Source organism: Streptomyces saintjeani, from assembly GCF_055409605.1.
This window is the reverse complement of the sequence record NZ_CP189624.1, coordinates 2809370-2828619: the sequence shown is the minus strand read 5'-3', so window position 1 is coordinate 2828619 and position 19250 is coordinate 2809370. Positions and strand designations below refer to the sequence as shown.

Annotated in this window: 16 protein-coding genes, 1 other RNA gene and 2 pseudogenes; 12 read left to right on the top strand and 7 right to left on the bottom strand. The window is 71.1% G+C overall.

The annotated features are described in order from the left end of the window. Positions 1 to 37 precede the first annotated feature (37 nt). Positions 38 to 1225 (bottom strand): annotated as a pseudogene (locus ACQCO7_RS12585) (sensor histidine kinase); the annotation flags it as partial. 345 nt (positions 1226 to 1570) lie between these two features. Here ACQCO7_RS12585 and ACQCO7_RS12580 point away from each other — a divergent pair. Genes ACQCO7_RS12580 through ACQCO7_RS12570 form a run of 3 tightly spaced genes read left to right on the top strand, consistent with a single transcriptional unit; the run spans position 1571 to position 4473 of the window. Then, a complete protein-coding gene (locus tag ACQCO7_RS12580; RefSeq protein ID WP_464071901.1) occupies positions 1571 to 2434 on the top strand; it encodes a MaoC/PaaZ C-terminal domain-containing protein in 864 nt (287 codons plus the stop codon). A 14-nt stretch (positions 2435 to 2448) separates the two neighbouring features. After that, positions 2449 to 3525: a Zn-dependent alcohol dehydrogenase gene (locus tag ACQCO7_RS12575; RefSeq protein ID WP_464071900.1), complete on the top strand. Its 1077-nt coding sequence runs from the start codon at positions 2449 to 2451 to the stop codon at positions 3523 to 3525. A gap of 9 nt (positions 3526 to 3534) precedes the next feature. Beyond that, positions 3535 to 4473, top strand: a complete 939-nt coding sequence (locus ACQCO7_RS12570; protein ID WP_464071899.1) for a 3-oxoacyl-ACP reductase — start codon at positions 3535 to 3537, stop codon at positions 4471 to 4473. Between the two features lie 24 nt (positions 4474 to 4497). Here the strand turns inward: ACQCO7_RS12570 and ACQCO7_RS12565 are convergent, their stop codons facing one another. From ACQCO7_RS12565 to ACQCO7_RS12555, 3 genes are all read right to left on the bottom strand, one after another. Next, positions 4498 to 4977, bottom strand: a complete 480-nt coding sequence (locus ACQCO7_RS12565) for an HIT family protein (RefSeq protein ID WP_464071898.1) — start codon at positions 4975 to 4977, stop codon at positions 4498 to 4500. A 110-nt stretch (positions 4978 to 5087) separates the two neighbouring features. Continuing rightward, on the bottom strand, positions 5088 to 5252 hold the full coding sequence (locus tag ACQCO7_RS12560; RefSeq protein WP_464071897.1) for a hypothetical protein: 165 nt from the start codon (positions 5250 to 5252) through the stop codon (positions 5088 to 5090). Positions 5253 to 5346: 94 nt separating this feature from the next. Beyond that, entirely contained in the window at positions 5347 to 6432 is a 1086-nt protein-coding gene (locus ACQCO7_RS12555) for a hypothetical protein (RefSeq protein ID WP_464071896.1), read from the bottom strand. A gap of 249 nt (positions 6433 to 6681) precedes the next feature. On the opposite strand from ACQCO7_RS12555, the gene ACQCO7_RS12550 reads away from it, so the two are divergent. The 3 genes from ACQCO7_RS12550 to ACQCO7_RS12540 all read left to right on the top strand — a co-directional run bounded on the left by ACQCO7_RS12550 (position 6682) and on the right by ACQCO7_RS12540 (position 9577). Continuing rightward, positions 6682 to 7524 (top strand): Nif3-like dinuclear metal center hexameric protein, encoded by an 843-nt coding sequence (locus ACQCO7_RS12550; protein ID WP_464071895.1) that lies wholly within the window; start codon positions 6682 to 6684, stop codon positions 7522 to 7524. Next, complete coding sequence (locus ACQCO7_RS12545; RefSeq protein ID WP_464077201.1) at positions 7521 to 8264, top strand: zinc ribbon domain-containing protein; 744 nt, start codon at positions 7521 to 7523, stop codon at positions 8262 to 8264. The genes ACQCO7_RS12550 and ACQCO7_RS12545 overlap by 4 nt, the downstream gene beginning before the upstream one ends. Positions 8265 to 8344: 80 nt before the next feature. Beyond that, positions 8345 to 9577 (top strand): bifunctional RNase H/acid phosphatase, encoded by a 1233-nt coding sequence (locus tag ACQCO7_RS12540; RefSeq protein ID WP_464077200.1) that lies wholly within the window; start codon positions 8345 to 8347, stop codon positions 9575 to 9577. Positions 9578 to 9581: 4 nt separating this feature from the next. On the opposite strand, the gene yaaA is transcribed toward ACQCO7_RS12540, so the two are convergent. After that, on the bottom strand, positions 9582 to 10346 hold the full coding sequence (yaaA, locus tag ACQCO7_RS12535) for a peroxide stress protein YaaA (protein WP_464071894.1): 765 nt from the start codon (positions 10344 to 10346) through the stop codon (positions 9582 to 9584). A gap of 95 nt (positions 10347 to 10441) precedes the next feature. Between yaaA and ACQCO7_RS12530 the strand changes: the two genes are divergently transcribed. Beyond that, positions 10442 to 11866: an RNB domain-containing ribonuclease gene (locus ACQCO7_RS12530; RefSeq protein WP_464071893.1), complete on the top strand. Its 1425-nt coding sequence runs from the start codon at positions 10442 to 10444 to the stop codon at positions 11864 to 11866. Here ACQCO7_RS12530 and ACQCO7_RS12525 read toward each other — a convergent pair. Then, positions 11817 to 12410: a hypothetical protein gene (locus ACQCO7_RS12525; protein ID WP_464071892.1), complete on the bottom strand. Its 594-nt coding sequence runs from the start codon at positions 12408 to 12410 to the stop codon at positions 11817 to 11819. The two genes, ACQCO7_RS12530 and ACQCO7_RS12525, sit on opposite strands and share 50 nt — an antisense overlap. Next, the gene (locus ACQCO7_RS12520) at positions 12407 to 13153 is read right to left on the bottom strand and encodes a MerR family transcriptional regulator (protein ID WP_464071891.1); all 747 of its coding nucleotides are present in this window, start codon (positions 13151 to 13153) and stop codon (positions 12407 to 12409) included. Before ACQCO7_RS12520 ends, ACQCO7_RS12525 begins: the two co-directional genes overlap by 4 nt. A gap of 125 nt (positions 13154 to 13278) precedes the next feature. Between ACQCO7_RS12520 and ACQCO7_RS12515 the strand changes: the two genes are divergently transcribed. From ACQCO7_RS12515 to ACQCO7_RS12495, 5 genes and pseudogenes are all read left to right on the top strand, one after another. Further along, the gene (locus ACQCO7_RS12515) at positions 13279 to 14112 is read left to right on the top strand and encodes a helix-turn-helix domain-containing protein (protein WP_464071890.1); all 834 of its coding nucleotides are present in this window, start codon (positions 13279 to 13281) and stop codon (positions 14110 to 14112) included. A gap of 10 nt (positions 14113 to 14122) precedes the next feature. Continuing rightward, positions 14123 to 14902 (top strand): annotated as a pseudogene (locus tag ACQCO7_RS12510) (DMT family transporter); the annotation flags it as partial. A gap of 115 nt (positions 14903 to 15017) precedes the next feature. After that, positions 15018 to 15417, top strand: an RNA gene (rnpB, locus tag ACQCO7_RS12505) — RNase P RNA component class A. Positions 15418 to 15815: 398 nt separating this feature from the next. Beyond that, positions 15816 to 16088, top strand: coding sequence for a hypothetical protein (locus tag ACQCO7_RS12500; protein ID WP_464071889.1), 273 nt, complete (start codon positions 15816 to 15818; stop codon positions 16086 to 16088). Between the two features lie 387 nt (positions 16089 to 16475). Further along, the gene (locus ACQCO7_RS12495) at positions 16476 to 18752 is read left to right on the top strand and encodes a GmrSD restriction endonuclease domain-containing protein (protein ID WP_464071888.1); all 2277 of its coding nucleotides are present in this window, start codon (positions 16476 to 16478) and stop codon (positions 18750 to 18752) included. Positions 18753 to 19250 lie beyond the last annotated feature (498 nt).

The window sequence follows — 19250 nt, the reverse complement described above, 5'->3', positions numbered from 1 at the left end:
CGTCGAGCCTCCGACCACCGCCCCCCGAGACACCGCCGGCCTCCAAGGCGCCACTGACTCCCGAGGCGCTGCTGGCCCTCGTCACGCTGCCGGTCCCCGAGACACCGCCTGTCCCTGAGGCGCCGCTGACCCCTGAGAAACCGCTGACCCCCGAGGCACCACCGGCTCCCGCGACACCACCGGCTCCCGAGACGCCACCACCCCCCAAACCCCCGCCCACCCGAACCATCCCGCCCTGCTTCGGCATCAACCCGTCATCCGTCACCGTCAACCGCACCCGCCCCGAACCCCCCGTCAGCTCGATCGCGCAGTTTCTCGCCCCGCTGTGCCGGACGATGTTGGTGACCGCCTCGCGGACCACCCAGCCCAGGAGGGTCGCTGTGTGAGGGGAGAGGGGTGGGCCGGATTCTGTGATCGTCGGGGTGATGCCGGCGGTCGCTAGGGTCGAGCGGGAACGGTCCAGCTCGGTCGTGAAGCTGCTCTCCCGGTAGCCGGTGACCGCCTCGCGGATCTCCGTGAGGGCCTGGCGGCCCACCGACTCGATGTCCGTGATCTGGACGAGGGCCGCGTCCAGATTCCTGGGGGCCAGGCGGCGGGCGGCCTCCGACTTCACGACGATCACCGAGAGGGTGTGGCCCAGCAGGTCGTGCAGGTCGCGGGAGAAGCGGAGCCGCTCCTTCTCCACCGCGCGCCGGGCGAGTTCCTCGCGGGCGGAGCGCAGTTCACGGACGGTGTCCGTGAGGGAGAGGACGGCCGCCGTCACCAGCGTCGAGATCCAGGTCGCGTACGTCGTGTCGAGGCTGCCCCAGCCCTCGCGCACCACACCGACCGTGCCGGCGAGGGCCGTCAGGGCGAGGCTCGCCCAGCGCAGGTGCGGCATCCTGATCGCCGCGCCCGTCGCGAGGCCGAGCAGCGGGAAGAACAGCAGCCAGGTGCCGCCGTATCCCAGAGCCAGCGCGCAGGTGATCAGGGTCAGCAGCGCGAGCGCCACCCTCGTCGACGTCGCCTCCCTGGTCTCCCGGAGGAAGGCGCGGAAGACGACGTAGATATAGAGCGAGTTGAAGGCGAGCAGCCCCAGACCGCCGATCACCGGGTTCGGGGTCTCGGGCTGGAAGAGGTTGGAGAAGGCGCCGAGTCCGATCAGCAGCCAGGGCAGCATGCTGAAGCCGCTGAGCGCGAAGTCCTTGGACTCCCTGGCTCTGTCCGTCCTGTATTTCCTGTACATCCCGCGAGTCCCCCGTCCGGCCGTGTGCTGTGCCGCCGATTGCTGTGAGTCACGACGCTACGCGCCTCCCACCGCCGTCCGACAGAACCGTCCGTACCGACTCCAGCAGTACAAATGTCACACCCTGCGAGCGCTTCACCGGAAAGCATCGAGCACCCGAATCTGATGACTCGTCAGGAGCCTTCACAATCAAACTGCCCTCGGCTATACCTAGGGCGCCGGACTGGAACAGGTTCCAGTCCGACCGCGACGACCTCGGTGCGGCCGACGGTGCGGACAGCCGTACCGAGGTCTTGGACCCACCGCACCAGCGCTCCGCACCGACATGCCCCCCAGGGAGCCCCCTTGCCCATCGACGCAGCCGCAGCCCTCGCCGCCACCCCCCGCACCGGCGAGATCACCTGGACCCGCAAGGACGTGCAGCTCTACCACCTGGGCATCGGCGCCGGCACCCCCGCCACCGACCCGGACGAACTGCGCTACACCCTGGAATCCCGCCTGCACGTCCTCCCGAGCTTCGCGACCGTCGCCGGAAACGGCTCGCCCGGAGTGATCAGCGGCCTGTCGATGCCGGGAGTCGACGTCGACCTGTCCCAAGTCCTGCACGGCGGCCAGTCGTTGACGCTCCACCGCCCGATCCCGGCCGAGGGGACCGCCACCGCGACGGGCCGTATCGCGGCCGTGTACGACAAGGGCAAGGCCGCCGTCCTCGTCATGCGCACCGAAGTCACCGACACCGACGGCCCGTTGTGGACCGGCGACGCGCACATCTTCGTACGCGGCGAAGGCGGCTGGGGTGGCGAGCGCGGGCCCTCCGGTCGCCTCGAACCCCCCACTGGGGAACCGGACTTGACCGTCGAGCGCGAGATCCGCGAGGACCAGGCCCTCCTGTACCGCCTCTCCGGCGACTACAACCCCCTGCACGCGGACCCCGACTTCGCGAAGCGCGCCGGGTTCGAACGGCCCATCCTGCACGGCCTGTGCACGTACGGCATGACGCTGAAGGCCGTCGTGGACACGGTGTTGGACGGGGACGTGAGCCAAGTCCGGTCGTACGACACGAGGTTCGCCGGGGTCGTGTACCCGGGCGAGACGCTGCGCGTCCGCATGTGGCGCGGCGAGGGGGCCGTACGCGTCGCGGTGAGCGCCGCCGAGCGCGGCGACGCGCCCGTGCTCGCCGACACGATCGTCCAACACGCCTTGATCTGAGGGGAGTCGCGCCCATGCGCGCAGCCGTACTGCACGAGATCGGTCAGGACAAGCTGGAGGTCCTCGACGACGTCGAGGCCGTGGGGTTCGGGCCCGGCAGGGTGAGGGTCCGGGTGCGGGCGACGGGCCTGTGCCACTCGGACCTGTCCGCGATGAGCGGGGTGCTGCCGCAGCCGGGGCCGTTCGTGCCGGGGCACGAGGGCGCGGGGGAGATCCTCGAAGTCGGGGAGGGCGTAAGCCACTTGAAGGCCGGTGACCGGGTCGTCGTGTGCTGGCTGCCCGCCTGCGGTGCCTGTCCCGCCTGCAAGCGCGGCCAGACCGAGCTGTGTCTCGCCGGGTTCATGAACGCGGGAACCCCCAACTTCCGCCGCCCCGCCGGGGATGTGTTCGGGTTCGCGGGGACCGGCACGTTCGCCGAGGAGGTCGTCGTCGACGCCGGGTGCGCGGTGCTGATCCCCGAGGACGTGCCCTTCGACATCGCCGCGCTCATCGGCTGCGGGGTGACGACGGGGCTCGGCGCCGCCCTCAACACCGCTGACGTGCAAGCCGGTTCGTCCGTCGCCGTGATCGGCTGCGGGGGTGTCGGGATCTCCGCGATCCAGGGCGCGCGGCTCAAGGGGGCCGCCGAGATCGTCGCTGTCGACCCGGTCGCCTCCCGGCGCGAGGCGGCACTCAAGTTCGGTGCCACGAAGGCCGTTTCGCCCGACGAGCTGCCGGGCGCGAAGCAACTGGTCACCGGGGGCGAGGGGTTCGACTACGTCTTCGAGGTCGTCGGCCGGTCCGCCACCGCGCGCACCGCCTACGAGAACACCCGGCGCGGCGGCACCCTCGTCGTCGTCGGCGCCGGCGCGATGGACGACTTCCTCCAACTCAACATGTTCGAGCTGTTCTTCGACGAGAAGCGGATCCTGCCGTCCATGTACGGCGGCGGTGACGTCCTGCGTTCCTACGAGCGCACCATCGCCCTCTGGCGTGCCGGACGCATCGACCTTGAGGGTCTCATCACGCACCGGGTCCCGCTCGCCGACATCAACGAGGCCCTCGACCAGATGCGCACCGGGACCGCCCTGCGCACCTGTATAGAGATCTGAGGAACCGTCATGCCCCGTCCCCTGGAAGGACTTTCGGCGATCGTCACCGGCGCCGGGCGCGGACTCGGACGCGCCGAGGCGCTCGAACTGGCCAGGCTCGGTGCGGCTGTTGTCGTCAACGACTACGGGCAGGCCGGCCGTGACGGCTCCGGCGAGGCGTCCGCGACACCCGCGCAGGAGGTGGCCGCCGAGATCCGCGCCGCCGGGGGCGAGGCGACCGCCCACACCGGGGACGTCTCCGACTTCCAGCAGGCCCGCGAACTCGTCGAGTTGGCGATCGAGACGTACGGCGAGCTGGCCGTCCTCGTCAACAACGCGGGCATCCTGCGCGACCGGATGGTCTTCTCCATGACCGAGGGGGAGTGGGACGCGGTCGTCCGGGTCCACCTCAAAGGGCACTTCAACACGACCCGGTTCGCGGCGGCGCACTGGCGTGAGCGCGCGAAGCGGGAGGGGGGACCGGTGTACGGCCGGATCGTCAACACCTCCTCCGAGGCGTTCCTCGCGGGCTCCCCGGGGCAGCCCAACTACGCCGCCGCCAAAGGCGGAATCGTCGGCCTGACCGTCTCGACGGCCCTCGCCCTCACCAAGTACGGCGTCACCGCCAACGTCATCTGCCCCCGTGCCCGCACCCGCATGACCGAGGACGTCTTCGCCGCCGTCGAGGAACCCGACCAGGGCATCGACCCCCTCTCCCCGGCCCATGTCGCCCCCCTCGTCGGCTACTTGGCCTCCCCGGCCGCCGCCCGCATCAACGGCCAGCTCCTCGTCGTCCACGGCGGCATGGTCGCCGTCGTCGAACGCCCGCGCATCCGCGCCAAGTTCGACAGCAAGCAGGACGCGTTCACCTACGACGAGCTGGACGCGGTACTGACACCGCACTATGCCGAGCGGCCCAGCGGAGAGACGTTCGGGGCGGCCGAAGTACTGGGGCTGCGGCGGGAGTAGAGAGCCAACGCCCCGCCGGTCCGGTCAGCCTTCGTATTCCTCAAGGGAGTTGACCGGACCGGCGGGACGCTCTGCCTCGTACGCCGTTCCCGCCACCTCCGCCCTGATCGACTCCGCCACCCGCTCGTCCTGTTGAGCGGGCCGCTGCGAGCGGGCCGGCCACAGTGGACCGAACGTGTCCCCGTGCCAGCGCGGAACCAGGTGCACATGGAGGTGGAACACGGTCTGAGTGGCCGCCGCCCCCGCCGAGTTGACGACGTTCAGGCCGTCGGGGGACAACGCGCGCCGCAGCGCCGGAGCGAGATGCAACAGCGCCGTCGTGAGACGGTGCGCGTCCGCCGCCGCAAGGTCCCAGAGGTCGCGGACATGCGCGCGGGGAACGAGCAGGGTGTGGCCGACGGCGGCGGGGTGCAGGGGCAGGAACGCGACGGTCCACTCGTCCTCGTACACGATCCGGGCGGACCCGGTACCCGCGACGATGTCGCAGAAGACGCACGCCGACATGCCAACTCCCTTAAGAAAGAAGCTCCCCCGAGCCCCCAGCCCCGCTCACTCAAGAAAAAAGCCCCGCCGATCACCCTCGGTGACCAGCGGGACCCACGTACCCGAACCGCCTACGCCGCAGCCGACTCCGCCTGCTCCGCCGGCCTGCGATGCCGCCCGTGCGGAGCCGCCTCCGCGTCATGCGCCGACTGCGGGCCGCGATGGCGACCGGCGCCGCCGGACTCGGAGCCGTGCGTCTCGGCGTACGGCCGCTGCGTGGTGTTTGCGTCGTTCATCGGAAGTGCTCCACCCCGTAAACCTGATCCTTCGTACAGCCCGGCGAGTCTATCGAGACCCCTGAGGCTGACGGGGTGGGCAAGGCGTCGGCGCCTACCTTGTTACACGTTTGTCGAGTGGCGCCTGCTGCAACGGCACCGGACGCGGCGCGGCAGCCGTCCGCCTCACCTCGGCCCCCTCCCACGCCCGCACCCGGGCCACCCCGCACGGCTCGCCCCCCGTCGTGTACGGCAACCCCAGCACCCCCTCCGCCGACCACCACCCGCTCCCCGTCAACCACCCGTCGGGCGCGGCGACTTGACGCATCCGCCGGTCCGCCGCCCGCCACATCCCCACCCAGCACCCGTACGCCCCGTCGACCCGCAGCGCCACCGCACAGCTCTCCGGCAGCAGCACCTGCCCCGGCTGCACGGCGAACGGCGTCACCGAACACCCCGCCGGCCGCAGCGACTCGGGGAAGCGGACCGGCAACGTACTCCCCAACACCCCCCACCCGAGCCGGGGTTCACCCGGCGCGTCCGACCGGATCAGCAGCAGCCCGCTGTCCCGGTCGGCGAGCAGCAGCCGGTCGTCACTCTCCTCGGTGATCTGGAGGAGCGGCGACACAGCGCCGTCCCGCCCGAGGTCGACCACCACCGCCTTGGTACGCCCGCCCAGTTCACGATCGACGGCCAGCAGCCGCCCGTCCGGATCCAGCCACACCCCGCCGCCGCACCGCCCCGGCACCTCCGCCAGCCGCTCGGGCCCGAACGCGCCGCCGGCCACCTGCCACACGGCCGTCGACGTCTCGCCCACGGCCAGCGCGAACACCCGTTTCCCGCACGGCGACGGCGGCAGCAACGACAGGTCCGTGCACTCCACCGCCCCGAGCTGCACCTCCCCGGTACCGGGCCCCGTCGGGTACAACAGCGAGAAAAGATGCCGCCCTTCGGCTCGCCGGTGGATCAACACCCGGCCGTCCGCGAGGGGTTGGACCTCTGTCCCGGCCTCCTCGGGCTGCGCGCCGGGCAGCGGGACGACATACGCCTCCGGCCCGCCCAGCGACCATCTCTCCGGGAACCACGCGTCCCCGTCCCGGGCTAGCCGCGCCCCGTACCCCCCGTCCGCAGTGATCACGCAACCCGCTCCCGTCGCCCCCTCCGCGTCCCCCGCGGTCGGTTCGATCACACAAGCCGTCATCGTCCGATCACCTCCGCCGCAGAAGGTAGTTTTCGCACGCGCGGCCGTGGGACGAGCGGGCCGGTACTTCGCTCGTACGAGTGGCGCAGAAGCGATTCCTCCGAGGCGGGGAGGGGGTATGTGCTTCGTGGGGAGGGCGGGGTGCGAGTCCGGCGCCGACGGGCCCGCCCCGGCCCCGTCGCCGGAGTTATCCACAGGTATCCCCACGACCGGTATGTTCCACAGGAACCGGCAGGTAGCCTTGGGTGCGTGCCCCGTCTGTCTGAAGTCATCGCCGCGCTGGAGAGTCTGTGGCCCGCCGAGCGGGCCGAGTCCTGGGACGCGGTCGGCACCGTCGTGGGCGATCCGGAGCAGGAGGTCGGGCGGGTGCTGTTCGCCGTCGACCCCGTCCAGGAGATCGTCGAGGAGGCGGTGAAGCTGGGCGCGGACCTGCTGGTCACGCACCACCCGCTGTACCTGCGGGGCACCACCACCGTCGCCGCGTCGACGTTCAAGGGCCGTGTCGTGCACACGCTCATCAAGAACGACATCGCGCTGCACGTCGCGCACACGAACGCCGACACCGCCGACCCCGGCGTCTCCGACGCCCTCGCGGGCGCGCTCGGCCTGCGCGTCGTACGCCCCCTCGTGCCCGACACCGCCGACCCCGTCGGACGGCGTGGCCTCGGCCGGGTCTGCGAGCTCGACCACCCGCTGACCGTACGGGAGTTCGCCGCCCGCGCCGCCGAGCGGCTGCCCGCCACCGCGCAGGGCATCAGGGTGGCCGGCGACCCCGAGGCCGTCGTCCGCACGGTCGCCGTCAGCGGCGGCTCCGGCGACAGCCTCTTCGCGTACGTCCGCGCCGCGGGCGTCGACGCGTTCCTGACCGCGGACCTGCGCCACCACCCGGCGTCCGAGGCCCGCGCCGAGCATCCCCTCGCGCTGGTCGACGCCGCGCACTGGGCCACCGAGTGGCCCTGGTGCGAGCAGGCGGCGGCCCAGCTCGACGCGGTCTCCGAGCGGGAGGGCTGGGGCCTGCGCACCCACGTCTCCGCCACGGTCACCGACCCCTGGACCAGCCATTCCGCATCCCCCTTTGGAGCCCCCAACTGAACGCCGCGCCCGCCGACCAGAACCGCCTTCTCGACGTCCAGGCCCTCGACGTCCGACTCCAGCAGCTCGCCCACAAGCGCCGCTCGCTGCCCGAGCACGCCGAGATCGAGTCGCTCGGCAAGGACCTCACGCAGCTGCGTGACCTCCTCGTCGCCGCGACGACCGAGGAGAGCGACTGCACGCGCGAGCAGAAGAAGGCCGAGCAGGACGTCGACCAGGTCCGTCAGCGCGCCGAGCGCGACCAGCGGCGGCTCGACTCCGGCGCCGTGACCTCGCCGAAGGACCTGGAGAGCCTCCAGAGCGAGATCGTCTCCCTCGCGAAGCGGCAGAGCGACCTCGAAGACGTCGTCCTCGAAGTCATGGAGCGCCGCGAGTCCGCGCAGGAGCGGGTCGCCGAGCTGACCGAGCGCGTCGGCGCGGTCCAAGGCAAGATCGACGACGCGACCGCCCGGCGCGAGGCCGCGTACGCGGAGCTCGACGGCGAGGCCGGGACCGTCACCAAGGAGCGCGGCGTCGTCGCGGGTGTCGTCCCCGCCGACCTCCTCAAGCTGTACGACAAGCTGCGCGAGCAGCAGGGGGGCATCGGCGCGGCCAAGCTGTACGCCCGCACCTGCCAGGGCTGCCGCCAGGAGCTGGCCGCCGCTGAGCTGGCGGAGATCCGTAAGGCGCCCAAGGACGCGGTGGTGCGGTGCGAGAACTGCCGGCGGATCCTGGTCCGCACGGTCGAGTCGGGACTGTAGGAAGGGTGGCCGACGGGGAAGAGGAACCCGGGGGTTCCCCGGACGACGCCGGGGCCTCGGCGTCCCCCCTCCCGCGCCGCCTGGTCATCGAGGCCGACGGCGGCTCCCGGGGCAACCCCGGGCCCGCCGGGTACGGCGCCGTCGTCGCCGACGCGGACACCGGGGAGCTGCTCGCCGAGCGGTCCGGCTTCCTCGGCGTCGCCACCAACAACGTCGCCGAGTACAACGGGCTGCTCGCAGGCCTGCGCGCGGCCCACGCGCTGAACCCCTCCGCCGCCGTCCACGTCCGCATGGACTCCAAGCTCGTCGTCGAGCAGATGTCCGGCCGCTGGCAGATCAAACACCCCGCACTCCGCCCCCTCGCCACCGAGGCCGCGAGGGCTCTGCCGGGGGACCGGGTGAGCTACGAGTGGATCCCCCGCGCACAGAACAAGCGGGCGGACCGCCTGGCGAACAAGGCGATGGACGCGGGGCAGCGGGGCGAGGTGCCGCCGGGTGGCGTGGTCGAGGGGCCCGCGTACGAGGCCGAGGCCGCGGTCGGTGCCGAGCGGAACGGGTACGGGGCTGAGGTCGCGCCCGGTGCCGAGAGTGCCGTCGGGACCGGCGTACGTATCGGCCAGGGCCCTCACCGCGAAGCCGTATCCGAATCCCACCCCCGTCACACCACCCCCCGCCCCGCCCCCGACATGGGCACCCCCGCGACCCTCGTTCTCCTCCGCCACGGCGAAACCCCCCTCACTCCCGAGAAGCGGTTCTCAGGAAGCGGAGGTTCCGACCCGAGCCTTTCCCCGGTGGGCCGGGAGCAGGCCGCCCGCGTCGCCGAGGCGCTCGCGCGGCGGGGGAGCATCGAGGCGATCGTCGCCTCGCCCCTCGCGCGCACCCGCGAGACGGCGGAGGCCGTCGCCACCCGCCTCGGTCTGGACGTCGCTGTGGACGACGGCCTGCGGGAGACGGACTTCGGCGCGTGGGAGGGCCTCACGTTCCGGGAGGTCCGTGAGCGCCACCCCGAGGACATGGCCGAGTGGCTGGGCGACCCGCAGGTGCGTCCGACGGGCGGCGGGGAGAGCTTCGCTCAGGTCGCGGAGCGGATCGCCGTCACCAGGGACCGGCTGACCAGCGCGTACGCCGGGCGCACGGTGCTCGTCGTCAGCCACGTCACGCCCATCAAGACGCTGGTCCGCCTGGCGCTCGGCGCGCCCCCCGAGGCCCTCTTCCGCATGGACCTCTCCGCCGCGTCCCTCTCGGCGGTGGCGTACTACGCGGACGGAAACGCGAGCGTCCGGCTCCTGAACGACACGTCGCACCTGCGCTGAGCGCTCAGTGCACCTCGTCCACCAGGACGTCCAGTTTCCCCGGCCCCGCGACCTCCACGACGTACCCCGACTCCCGCAGCACATCGGCGAGTTCGGCGGGCCCCGCCGGCTCCGCGCCCGACGTCAGCAGGCTCCGTACGATCCGCCCCTTCGTCGCCTTGTTGAAGTGGCTGACGACCTTCCGCGTCGGCGCGTGCAGCACGCGTACGGTCGCCGTGCGCCCCGCGACCTCGCCCTTCGGCTTCCACGCGGCGGCGTACGCGGACGACCGCAGGTCGAGCACGAGCCCCTGCCCGGCCGCCTCCGGCAGCACCTCGGCCATCGCGCCCCGCCAGTGCGCCCCGAGCGCCCCCACCCCCGGCAGTTTCACGCCCATCGAGCACCGGTACGACGGAATCCGGTCGGTGACCCGGACGGCCCCCCACAGCCCGGAGAAGATCAGCAGCGACCTGCCGGCCCGCCGGGCGGCGTCGGCCTCAAGGGTGGCGAGCCCCAGGGCGTCGTACAGCACCCCGGTGTAGATCTCCCCGGCGGGCCGGGCCCCGGCGGTCAGCAGCTCGGCGTTCTTGCCGACCTCCCCCCGCAGCCCCTCGCTGAGCCCCAGCACCTCCCGGGCCTTCTCCTCGTCCCCCCGGCACAGCTCCACCAACTCCCCGAGCACCGCCTCCCGGGCACCCCCCAGCCCCGGCAGCGACAGCCCCTCCACCTTCACCGGTGCACCCCGCCCGGAAGCAGCCTTGCCTTCGGACGGCGGAAGCAGCACAAGCACGAACGATCTCCTTCACGACAACTCAGCCCAGCGTACGGCGCGGAACGCCCCACCTTGCACATGCCCCGCCCCCGCCCCCGCCCTACGCTCGTCCCATGCCCCGTCGCCCCATCCACGTGACCGGCGCCCCCGAAGCCCCGCTCCGTGCCGCCCTCGCAGAGCTCCGGACCGAGCTGGGAGTGCCCGGCACCTTCCCGCCGGAGGTGCTCGCGGAGGCTGAGCGCAGCGCGTCGGCGCCCAGACTCCCGGCGTACGACGCGACAGACATCCCGTTCCTCACCATCGACCCGCCCGCGTCGACCGACCTGGACCAGGCGCTGCACCTGTCGCGGCAGGGCACCGGCTACCGCGTCCGGTACGCGATCGCGGACGTCGCGGCGTTCGTCGTACCGGGGAGCGCGCTGGACGCGGAGGCGGCCCGCAGGGTGACGACCCTGTACTTCCCCGACGGCAGGGTCCCCCTGCACCCGGCGGTCCTCAGCGAGGGCGCCGCCAGCCTGCTGCCGGACCGGACCCGCCCGGCGGCCCTGTGGACGATCGACCTGGACGCGGACGGCCGGACACTCGCGGTGGACGTACGCCGCGCGCTCGTGCGCAGCAGGGCGAAACTCGACTACGCGGGCGTGCAGAAGCAGATCGACGAGGGCACGGCGGAGGAACCCCTCGCGCTCCTGAAGACCATCGGTGAGCTGCGGGAACGCCAGGAGGCCGAGCGCGGCGGCATCTCCCTGAACGTCCCGGAGCAGGAGATCGTGGAGCGGGACGACACGTACGAGCTGACCTACCGCGCCCCCCTCCCGGCGGACGGCTGGAACGCCCAGCTCTCCCTGCTGACCGGCATGGCAGCCGCCGACCTGATGCTGTCGTACGGCACGGGCGTGCTCCGCACCCTCCCCGCCGCCCCGGACGGCGCCGTCGGCCGCCTGCGCAGGGTCGCGCAGGCGCTGCGCATCGACTGGCCCCACCACGTCCCGTACTCCCTCCTGATCCGCTCCCTCGACCCGCACGACCCCCGCCACGCCGCGTTCCTCCAGGAGTGCACGAGCCTCCTGCGCGGCGCCGGGTACACCGTCTTCCGCGACGGCACCCGCCCCGCCCTCACCACGCACGCGGCCGTCGCCGCCCCGTACGCCCACTGCACGGCCCCCCTGCGCCGCCTCGCCGACCGCTACGCCACCGAGCTGTGCCTCGCGGCGACGGCCGGCGACCCGCCCCCGGACTGGGTGCTCGCCGCGCTGGACGCGCTCCCGGAGCGGATGGCGGAGGGCGGTCACCGGGCGAACGCCGTGGAGCGGGCCTGCGTCGACATCGTCGAGGCCGCCGTCCTCGCGGGCCGCGTCGGCGAGACCTTCGACGCCTGCGTCATCGACCTGGAGAACCACCACGGCACCGTCCACCTGGAGTCCCCGGCCGTCGTCGGCCGTATCGACGGCGATCACCTCCCCCTCGGCGAACACCTCCGCGTCCGCCTCACCCGAGCGGACCCGGCGACACGCACCGTCCGCTTCGCACCCGCCTGATCTCCCGTACGACGCTGTCGGCGTCGTCCGCGTGCAGCCGCACGACCGTCACCTCCCGCACCCGCCCCAGCGGCCCCGCGTGGACGACCGGTTCCGTCAGCTCCAGCGTGACGGAGGTCTGCCCGCCGACCGGCAGGCTCAGCTCGCCCTCGGCCCCGGGGTGCGAGAAGCGCGTCTCGCGCCGGACGCCGGATATCCGGTCGTAGGGGAGCCGGACGTCCACCTGCCCGTACCGGACCCGCAGCGCGTCGCCCTCCAGGACGTGCGGCCGGACCACGCAGGACGCGTACGACCCGAGGACCAGCGCGAGCGTGTAGACGTCGAGCGCGAACACCACCCGGTGCGCGACGGGGTACTCCCGCAGCAGGACGGCCATCCCGGCCGTCTCGACCACGCACACGAACGCGATCGCCGCCGTCATCGACCCCTGCCCGCGCATGTACGCCAGCCGCCGCCCCGCCCCGGTGCGCCGCCGCCCCGCCCATCGCGCGAGGTCGGCCCACATCCGCCCCTGATGCCGGGCCAGCGCCCGGACGACCCTCATGTCCGCACCCCCAGGATCGCCAGCGCCCGCCGGATCGCCGCCGCCTGCGCGGGCGGGAAGTCGGCGTAGAAGGCGCGCAGGAACATGCCGTCGGGCTCGGGCTGTGCCTCGGGCAGCAGGTCCGGCGGTACGCACGCGGCGAGCCGGTGCGCGGCGGCCTCCACGCGCGGGTCGTCCGCCTCGGCGTCGGCCAGGTCGTCCAGCAGCGCGTACGCCTCGTTCGCCCGCGCGAGCGCCTCCGGGGACTCCGTGACCGTCCCCATCGCCGCCAGCAGCCGTTCCCGTGTCTCGGGCGGTGCCGTCGTCTCGATCAGTGCCAGCAGCTCGCGGTCCTTCGCGGCCATCGGCGAGTCGGTCAGCCCGGACGTCCGCGCGAACAGCTCCGCCAGCTCCGGGGAGACGGGGCCCTCGGGCGACAGCTCCCCCGCCTCCAGGAGCACCCGCAGCCGGGCCCGTCTCTCCCGGATCGCCGCCTCCTGCCGGGCCAGGTCCTCGTCCAGCTCTTCGAGCACCTCGGCGAGGTCCTTCCCGGCGTCGTCCGCGAGGACGTCCCGCACCTCCGCCAGACCCACGCCCAGCTCGGTCAGCCGACGGATCCTCGCGAGGGCGACCGCGTGGCGCAGGGTGTAGTTCCGGTAGCCGTTGGAGAGGCGGTCCGGCTCCGGGAGCAGGCCCAGGTGGTGGTAGTGGCGTACGGCCCGGGTGGTGACGCCGACGGTGTCCGCGAGTTCTCCGATCCTCATGCCCACCAGTACAGACGTTGACGTCGCGGCAAGGTCAAGGGCTGACGTACCTGCTGGAATACGGGAACGCGGCGGAGGAGTTCGCCTTTCGCCGGAGCGGAACACAGTGAACGGGGGAGCGACGGATGGGTGAGCAAGCGTGGTGGACGAGAGCGCGGCTCGGGAACGGCGGGGCGTCGGTCGATCTGCTGACCGCGCGGTTCGAGAAACACGTCTACGCGCCGCACGCGCACGCCGAGTTCAACGTCGGGGTGTGCGTCGGCGGCTCGGAGGTGATCGCCTACCGGGGCGGGCACGTCCGTACCGGGCCCGGGACGATCGTCGTACTGGCCCCCGGGGAGACGCACACCGGGGGACCGGGAAACGCCACCGACGGTTACGCCTACCGGTCCGTCTACGCCGAACCGGGCCTCCTCGGGGAGGGCACGCTCGGCGGCGTACCGCACTTCCGCGAGCCGCTGATCCACGACCCGGAGCTGGCCGAGACCCTGCGCCGTACGCACGTCGCGCTCAGCGCGCACCCGGACCCGCTGGAGGCGGAGTCCACCGTCCCCTGGCTGCTCACGGCCCTGGCCCGCCGCCACTCCACCGCCCGCCCGACGGACGACCGCCTCCCCGGAGCCACGGCGCTCGCCCGCGCGGTACGCGACCGGCTCGCCGACGAACTCCTCGAACCACCGGCCCTGTCCACACTCGCCGCCGACCTGGGGCTGTCCCGGTACCAGTTGCTGCGGGCCTTCCGTACGACGATGGGACTGCCGCCCTACGCCTGGCTCGCCCAGCACCGGGTGCACCGCGCGCGGGGGCTGCTGGACGCCGGACTGCGCCCCGCAGAGGCCGCCGCCCTCGTCGGCTTCGCGGACCAGGCGCACCTCACACGCTGGTTCCGGCGCGTCCTCGGCGTCACCCCGGCGGCGTACCGCAACAGCGTTCAAGACGACCGGCGGGGGAGGGGGTGAGACTCGGGTCATGACTGCACGCGGCTGGTTCCTGTTCTCCCTGATGGGAGTGGTCTGGGGCATTCCCTATCTGATGATCAAGGTGGCGGTGGAGGACCTCTCCCCGACCATGGTGGTGTTCACGCGCTGCGCCCTCGGCGCGGCCCTGCTGCTCCCCTTCGCGCTCCGCCAGGGCGGCCTCCCGCGCACGGTGCGCGCCCACTGGCTGCCGATGCTGGCGTTCGCGGTCATCGAGATCGTCGGCCCCTGGATCACCCTCACCGACGCCGAGCGCCACCTCTCCAGCTCGACGGCGGGCCTGCTGATCGCGGGCGTCCCGATCGTCGGCGTCGTCCTCGCCCGCTTCTTCGGGGACACGGAACGGCTCGGCGCGCGGCGGATCGCGGGCCTGGCGCTGGGGCTCGTGGGCGTGGGTGTGCTGACCGTCCCGCACCTGACCGGTGGGGACGCTCGCTCGCTCGCGGAGGTGCTGGTGACGGTCGTCGGCTACGCGACCGCGCCCCTGATAGCCGCCCGGCACCTGAAGGACGTCCCCTCCCTCCACCTCACCGCCGCCTGCCTCGCCTTCGCCGCCCTCGTCTACGCGCCCTTCGCGGCGGCGACCTGGCCCTCCGAGATGCCCTCGGCGACCGTCCTCGCCTCCCTCGCGGGCCTCGGCGTGATCTGCACCGCGATCGCCTTCGTCGCCTTCCTGGAGCTGATCAAGGAGATCGGCCCGACGCGCTCGACGGTCATCACGTACGTCAATCCGGCGGTCGCCGTCGCCGCCGGGGCGCTCTTCCTGGACGAGAAGCTGACCCTCGGCATCGGCGCGGCCTTCGCGCTCATCCTCGCGGGCTCCGTGCTGGCCACGGCCGCCGGACCGAAGCGCGGCGCACGGCCGGTAACATGGTCGGCACGGCAGACGAGCCGGGCGGACGGCCGCGTGGTCCCTCTTGGGGGCCCCGAGGAACGTCCGGGCTCCACAGGGCAGGGTGATGGCTAACGGCCACCCGGGGTGACCCGCGGGACAGTGCCACAGAAAACAGACCGCCCGGCGCTTCGGCGCCGGGTAAGGGTGAAACGGTGGTGTAAGAGACCACCAGTGCCCAGGGTGACCTGGGCAGCTAGGTAAACCCCACCCGGAGCAAGGTCAAAAGGAAACACCCCGGTGTTTCTGCGCGGACGTTCGAGGGCTGCCCGCCCGAGTCCGCGGGTAGACCGCACGAGGCCGACGGCAACGTCGGCCCTAGATGGATGGCCGTCGCCCCGGGGCCCGCGAGGCCCCCGGGGAAACAGAACCCGGCGTACGGCCCGGCTCGTCTGCCGCTCTGCGTTTCCGCAGGTCAGAGGCCATGTTTAGTGATTAAACAAACCCTTCGGGTCGAATCCGGGTCGAATTTGCCCTCGCGTATTGTCCGGCGCGTCCAACACGTCGAGGGGTAGACGGGTCATTTCGAACACCTTGGGGGTGTAAGGGGGCCCGGAAGGTAGCGGACGGCGGGATGGGAAGCGTCGAGCGCACTCAGCAGTATTGTCCGGCGTGTCCCGCGTGTAGAGGGCTGATGTCACGGGGGCAGGGTCGAGTTGGCTCCGGTGCTGCTCAACGGACTTGTTTCCGATGAACCTGCTTGACGTGCTTTCGAGGCTGGGACGGTGTCCGTGTCTCGTGCCGGGTCCTCAAGCTCGCCCGCCAGCCCTCCTATTGCTGGCTCGATCAGCCGGTGTCCCGTGCCGCATTCGAAGAGGTGTGCCGCGAGAACGCCTTGTTCGAGGCCGACCGTGACGACCCGGAGTGCGGCTACGGGTTCCTGGCCGACGAAGTCTACGCCGCAGGGGTCGGCATGGCGGACCGGACCGTGTGGTGGATCTGCCAGGACAACCGCTGGTGGAGCGTGTTCGCGAGAGACGGGGCCGGAACAAGAAGGCCGACCCGCCGGTGCGCGATGACCGTCGTCCAGCGTGACTCCACTGCGGCCGGACCGAACCGTCTGTAGCTCGTGGACATTGCCGACATCCCGCAGCAGAAGGGAAGTTGTATCTAGGTGCGCTCCAGCCCTCATCGCGCATGATCGTTTAACCGATGTCGACATGAGGCGCCTGTTGCTGAGTTCGTGGTTTCGGTACCGCGGTCCGCGCGAAACGTGCCGTGTGGGGGTTTCTCGACGAAACCACGCTACGCACGACGATGCCCTCCGGCGAGACTCATCCCCATGGCACCCGAAAATCGCCCTAGTTGGGTCCTGCCGCCGTGCATTCCTCCTTGTGGCGAGCGCCATTGGCCCTGCGTTGCAGCGTGTCCGCGTGGTAGAAACCTGATGCTGTTCCCACGCTCTGACTGCTTCCGCCGACCAGTTGCCCTCGAACGTTAGGAGCCCTCGGCTGTGCCACCTACTTTGTATCGAGACACTGGTTACACGCTCCGGCATCTGATCGAGAACATCGAAGGCGGCCGTATCGGACTCCCTGACATCCAACGCCCGTTCGTCTGGTCCGCGGCGAAGACCCGCGATCTCTTCGACTCGATGTATCGGGGTTACCCGATCGGCACCCTGATGTTCTGGGAGACCGGCGCTGAGGTGGGGACGCGGCAGATCGGAACGGAAGCCGGCGATCGAACACCCCAGCTGTTGGTCGTTGACGGGCAGCAGCGGCTCACTGCCCTGTTCGCTGTCCTCACCGGGCGCAAGATCGTCACTAAGTCTTTCGACGAGATCAACATTCGCATCGCGTTCCACCCGGAGGACCAGACGTTCGAGGTCACGGACGCGGCGATCGAGCGTAACGCTCACTTCATTCCGGACATCACCGCGCTGTGGGCCCGAGGCGGTTACAAGCCCACCCTCCGGCAATTCTTCCAACGGCTCGAACAGACCAGCGAACAGCCTTTGTCGGACGCTGCCAAGGATGAGCTCGAAGAACGCATTGACAGAGTCCGGGACCTGCATGAGTTTCGCTTCCAGGTTGTGGAGCTGGGTGCGTCGGCCGACGAGGAGCAGGTCGCCGACATCTTCGTGCGCATCAACTCCGAAGGCGTGAAGCTCAACCAGTCCGACTTCATCCTCACCCTGATGTCGGTGCATTGGGAGAAGGGGCGCCGCCAGCTCGAAGACTTCAGCCGCGGCGCAGTGATCGCAGGACCCCCCGGTCCGAGCCCTCGGAACGCCTTTCTGGACCCCAGCCCGGACCAACTGCTGCGCGTGGCCGTCGCTGTCGCCTTCCGGCGCGCCCGGCTGCAGCACGTCTACAGCGTCCTACGAGGAAAGGACCTCGAAACCGGCAAGGTCACCGCTGCCCGACGGCAGGAGCAGTTCGACCGGCTCGCCCAAGCGCACACGAAGGTCCTGGACCTGACCAGCTGGCACGAGTTCTTCCAGTGCGTCACGGCGGCTGGTTTCCGCAGCCGCAAGATGATCACCTCGGACAACGCCCTGCTGTACAGCTACACGATCTGGCTGATCGGACGCCACGATTTCGGGCTGACGGCCGAGGAACTCCGTCCCGTGATCGGCCGGTGGTTCTTCATGGCGCACACCACTGGCCGGTACTCCAACTCACCGGAGTCACAGATGGAGTTCGACCTGGGGCGCATTGGCAGTCTGCCGCCGGGTGACGGCCGAGCCTTCACCGCGGAACTCGACCGGATCATCGCGGCGAACTTCACCGGCGACTACTGGGACATTTCCCTGCCGAACCGGTTGGACACATCCTCGTCGCGTTCACCGGTGCTGTTCGCCTATCAGGCGGCGCTCAACATCCTTGACGCCGAAATGCTCCTCGGCGACCAACGAATCCGTGATCTGCTGGATCCCTCGCTCAAGCCCGCCAAGGCTGTCGGCCGGGACAACCTGTTCCACCCCAAGACACTCGCCGGACTGGGTATCACCGACCGGCGCCAAGTCAATGCCATCGCCAACATGGCCTACGTGACGTGGCCGGCGGACGAGCAGTCCAACACCGACGCGCCACATGACTACTGGCCGAGAATCACGGAGGCGATGGACCCGGAGGCGCTCGAACGGCAGGTACGGTGGCACGCGCTCCCGGTCGGCTGGGAGCAGCTCGACTATTTCACCTTCCTGGAACGGCGGCGCCAGCTGATCGCCAAGGTCGTACGGGAAGCGTTCGAAACCCTCACGGGACAACGCCCTGCGTACGTCCCCACCGCTCCGGCCGACATGATCGCCGCCGGCGAGTCGCAGGGCACCGAGTTCAAGGCAAGCGCTCGCTGGAACGTGCACACCCGGCAGGCCGACAAGTCCCTGCGGCACAACATCGTCAAGGCCGTCTGCGGCTTCCTGAACGGCGAGGGCGGAAACCTGTATATCGGCGTCGCCGACGACGGGACTGTCCTCGGCATCGAGAACGACCTGGCCACTCTGGAGTCGCAGGCCAGCGTCGACGCGTACGAGCTCTTCGTACGCCAACTCCTTGACAGCAGCCTGTCGACTCCGACAGCGACTACCGTCCGCGTACGCTTCCCCGAAATCTCCGGCAACGTCGTCTGCCAGATCAGCGTTGCCGCGGCAGGTAGGCCAGTGTTCGCCAAGCCCGCCAAGGGGGGCAACGGCGCCACCGACTTCTGGGTCCGGGTTGGCAACGCCACCAAGCAACTCCACGGCGATGACCTCCTGCGCTACCAGGAGGAACACTGGGGATGAGCCTCCTTATGGCCAGTCCGGTCCGCCTTCCCGGCCTCTTCGACCAGCTTGGACACACGATGGCCCGCGCTACGGGAGCGGACCTCAAGTTGCAGCCGCAGGCCGTCGGCCGTGACGCTCGTTTGACGCTGCTCCTGGCGGAGCGTCATGGCGCTCGGTGGCTGGCTACCGACCCAAGTCGAACACCGCGCTGATGCCGAGGTCGAGCGACGTTCCGAGGGAGCGAGCGGGTCTCCCTCGGGCGCACCTTCGGTGTCGAGCATCGTCACCCGCGTACTCGGCATGTTCGTGTTGCGTCCTTGGCCGGCGGGTCTTCCCACCCGCCAGCCCGGTGAGGACCTGGCGAGACTCTCGACCGAAATCAGCTTGGCCTGTTCGGGCTTGATCGGATAGCGCGTAAGTGCATTGTGCCTGGAACGAGGCGGATGGGAGTGCCGTGGCGACGACGCTCAGCAGTGGTTGGAAGGGAACGCCTTACCGCTGAAAGGCAAGGGCGCG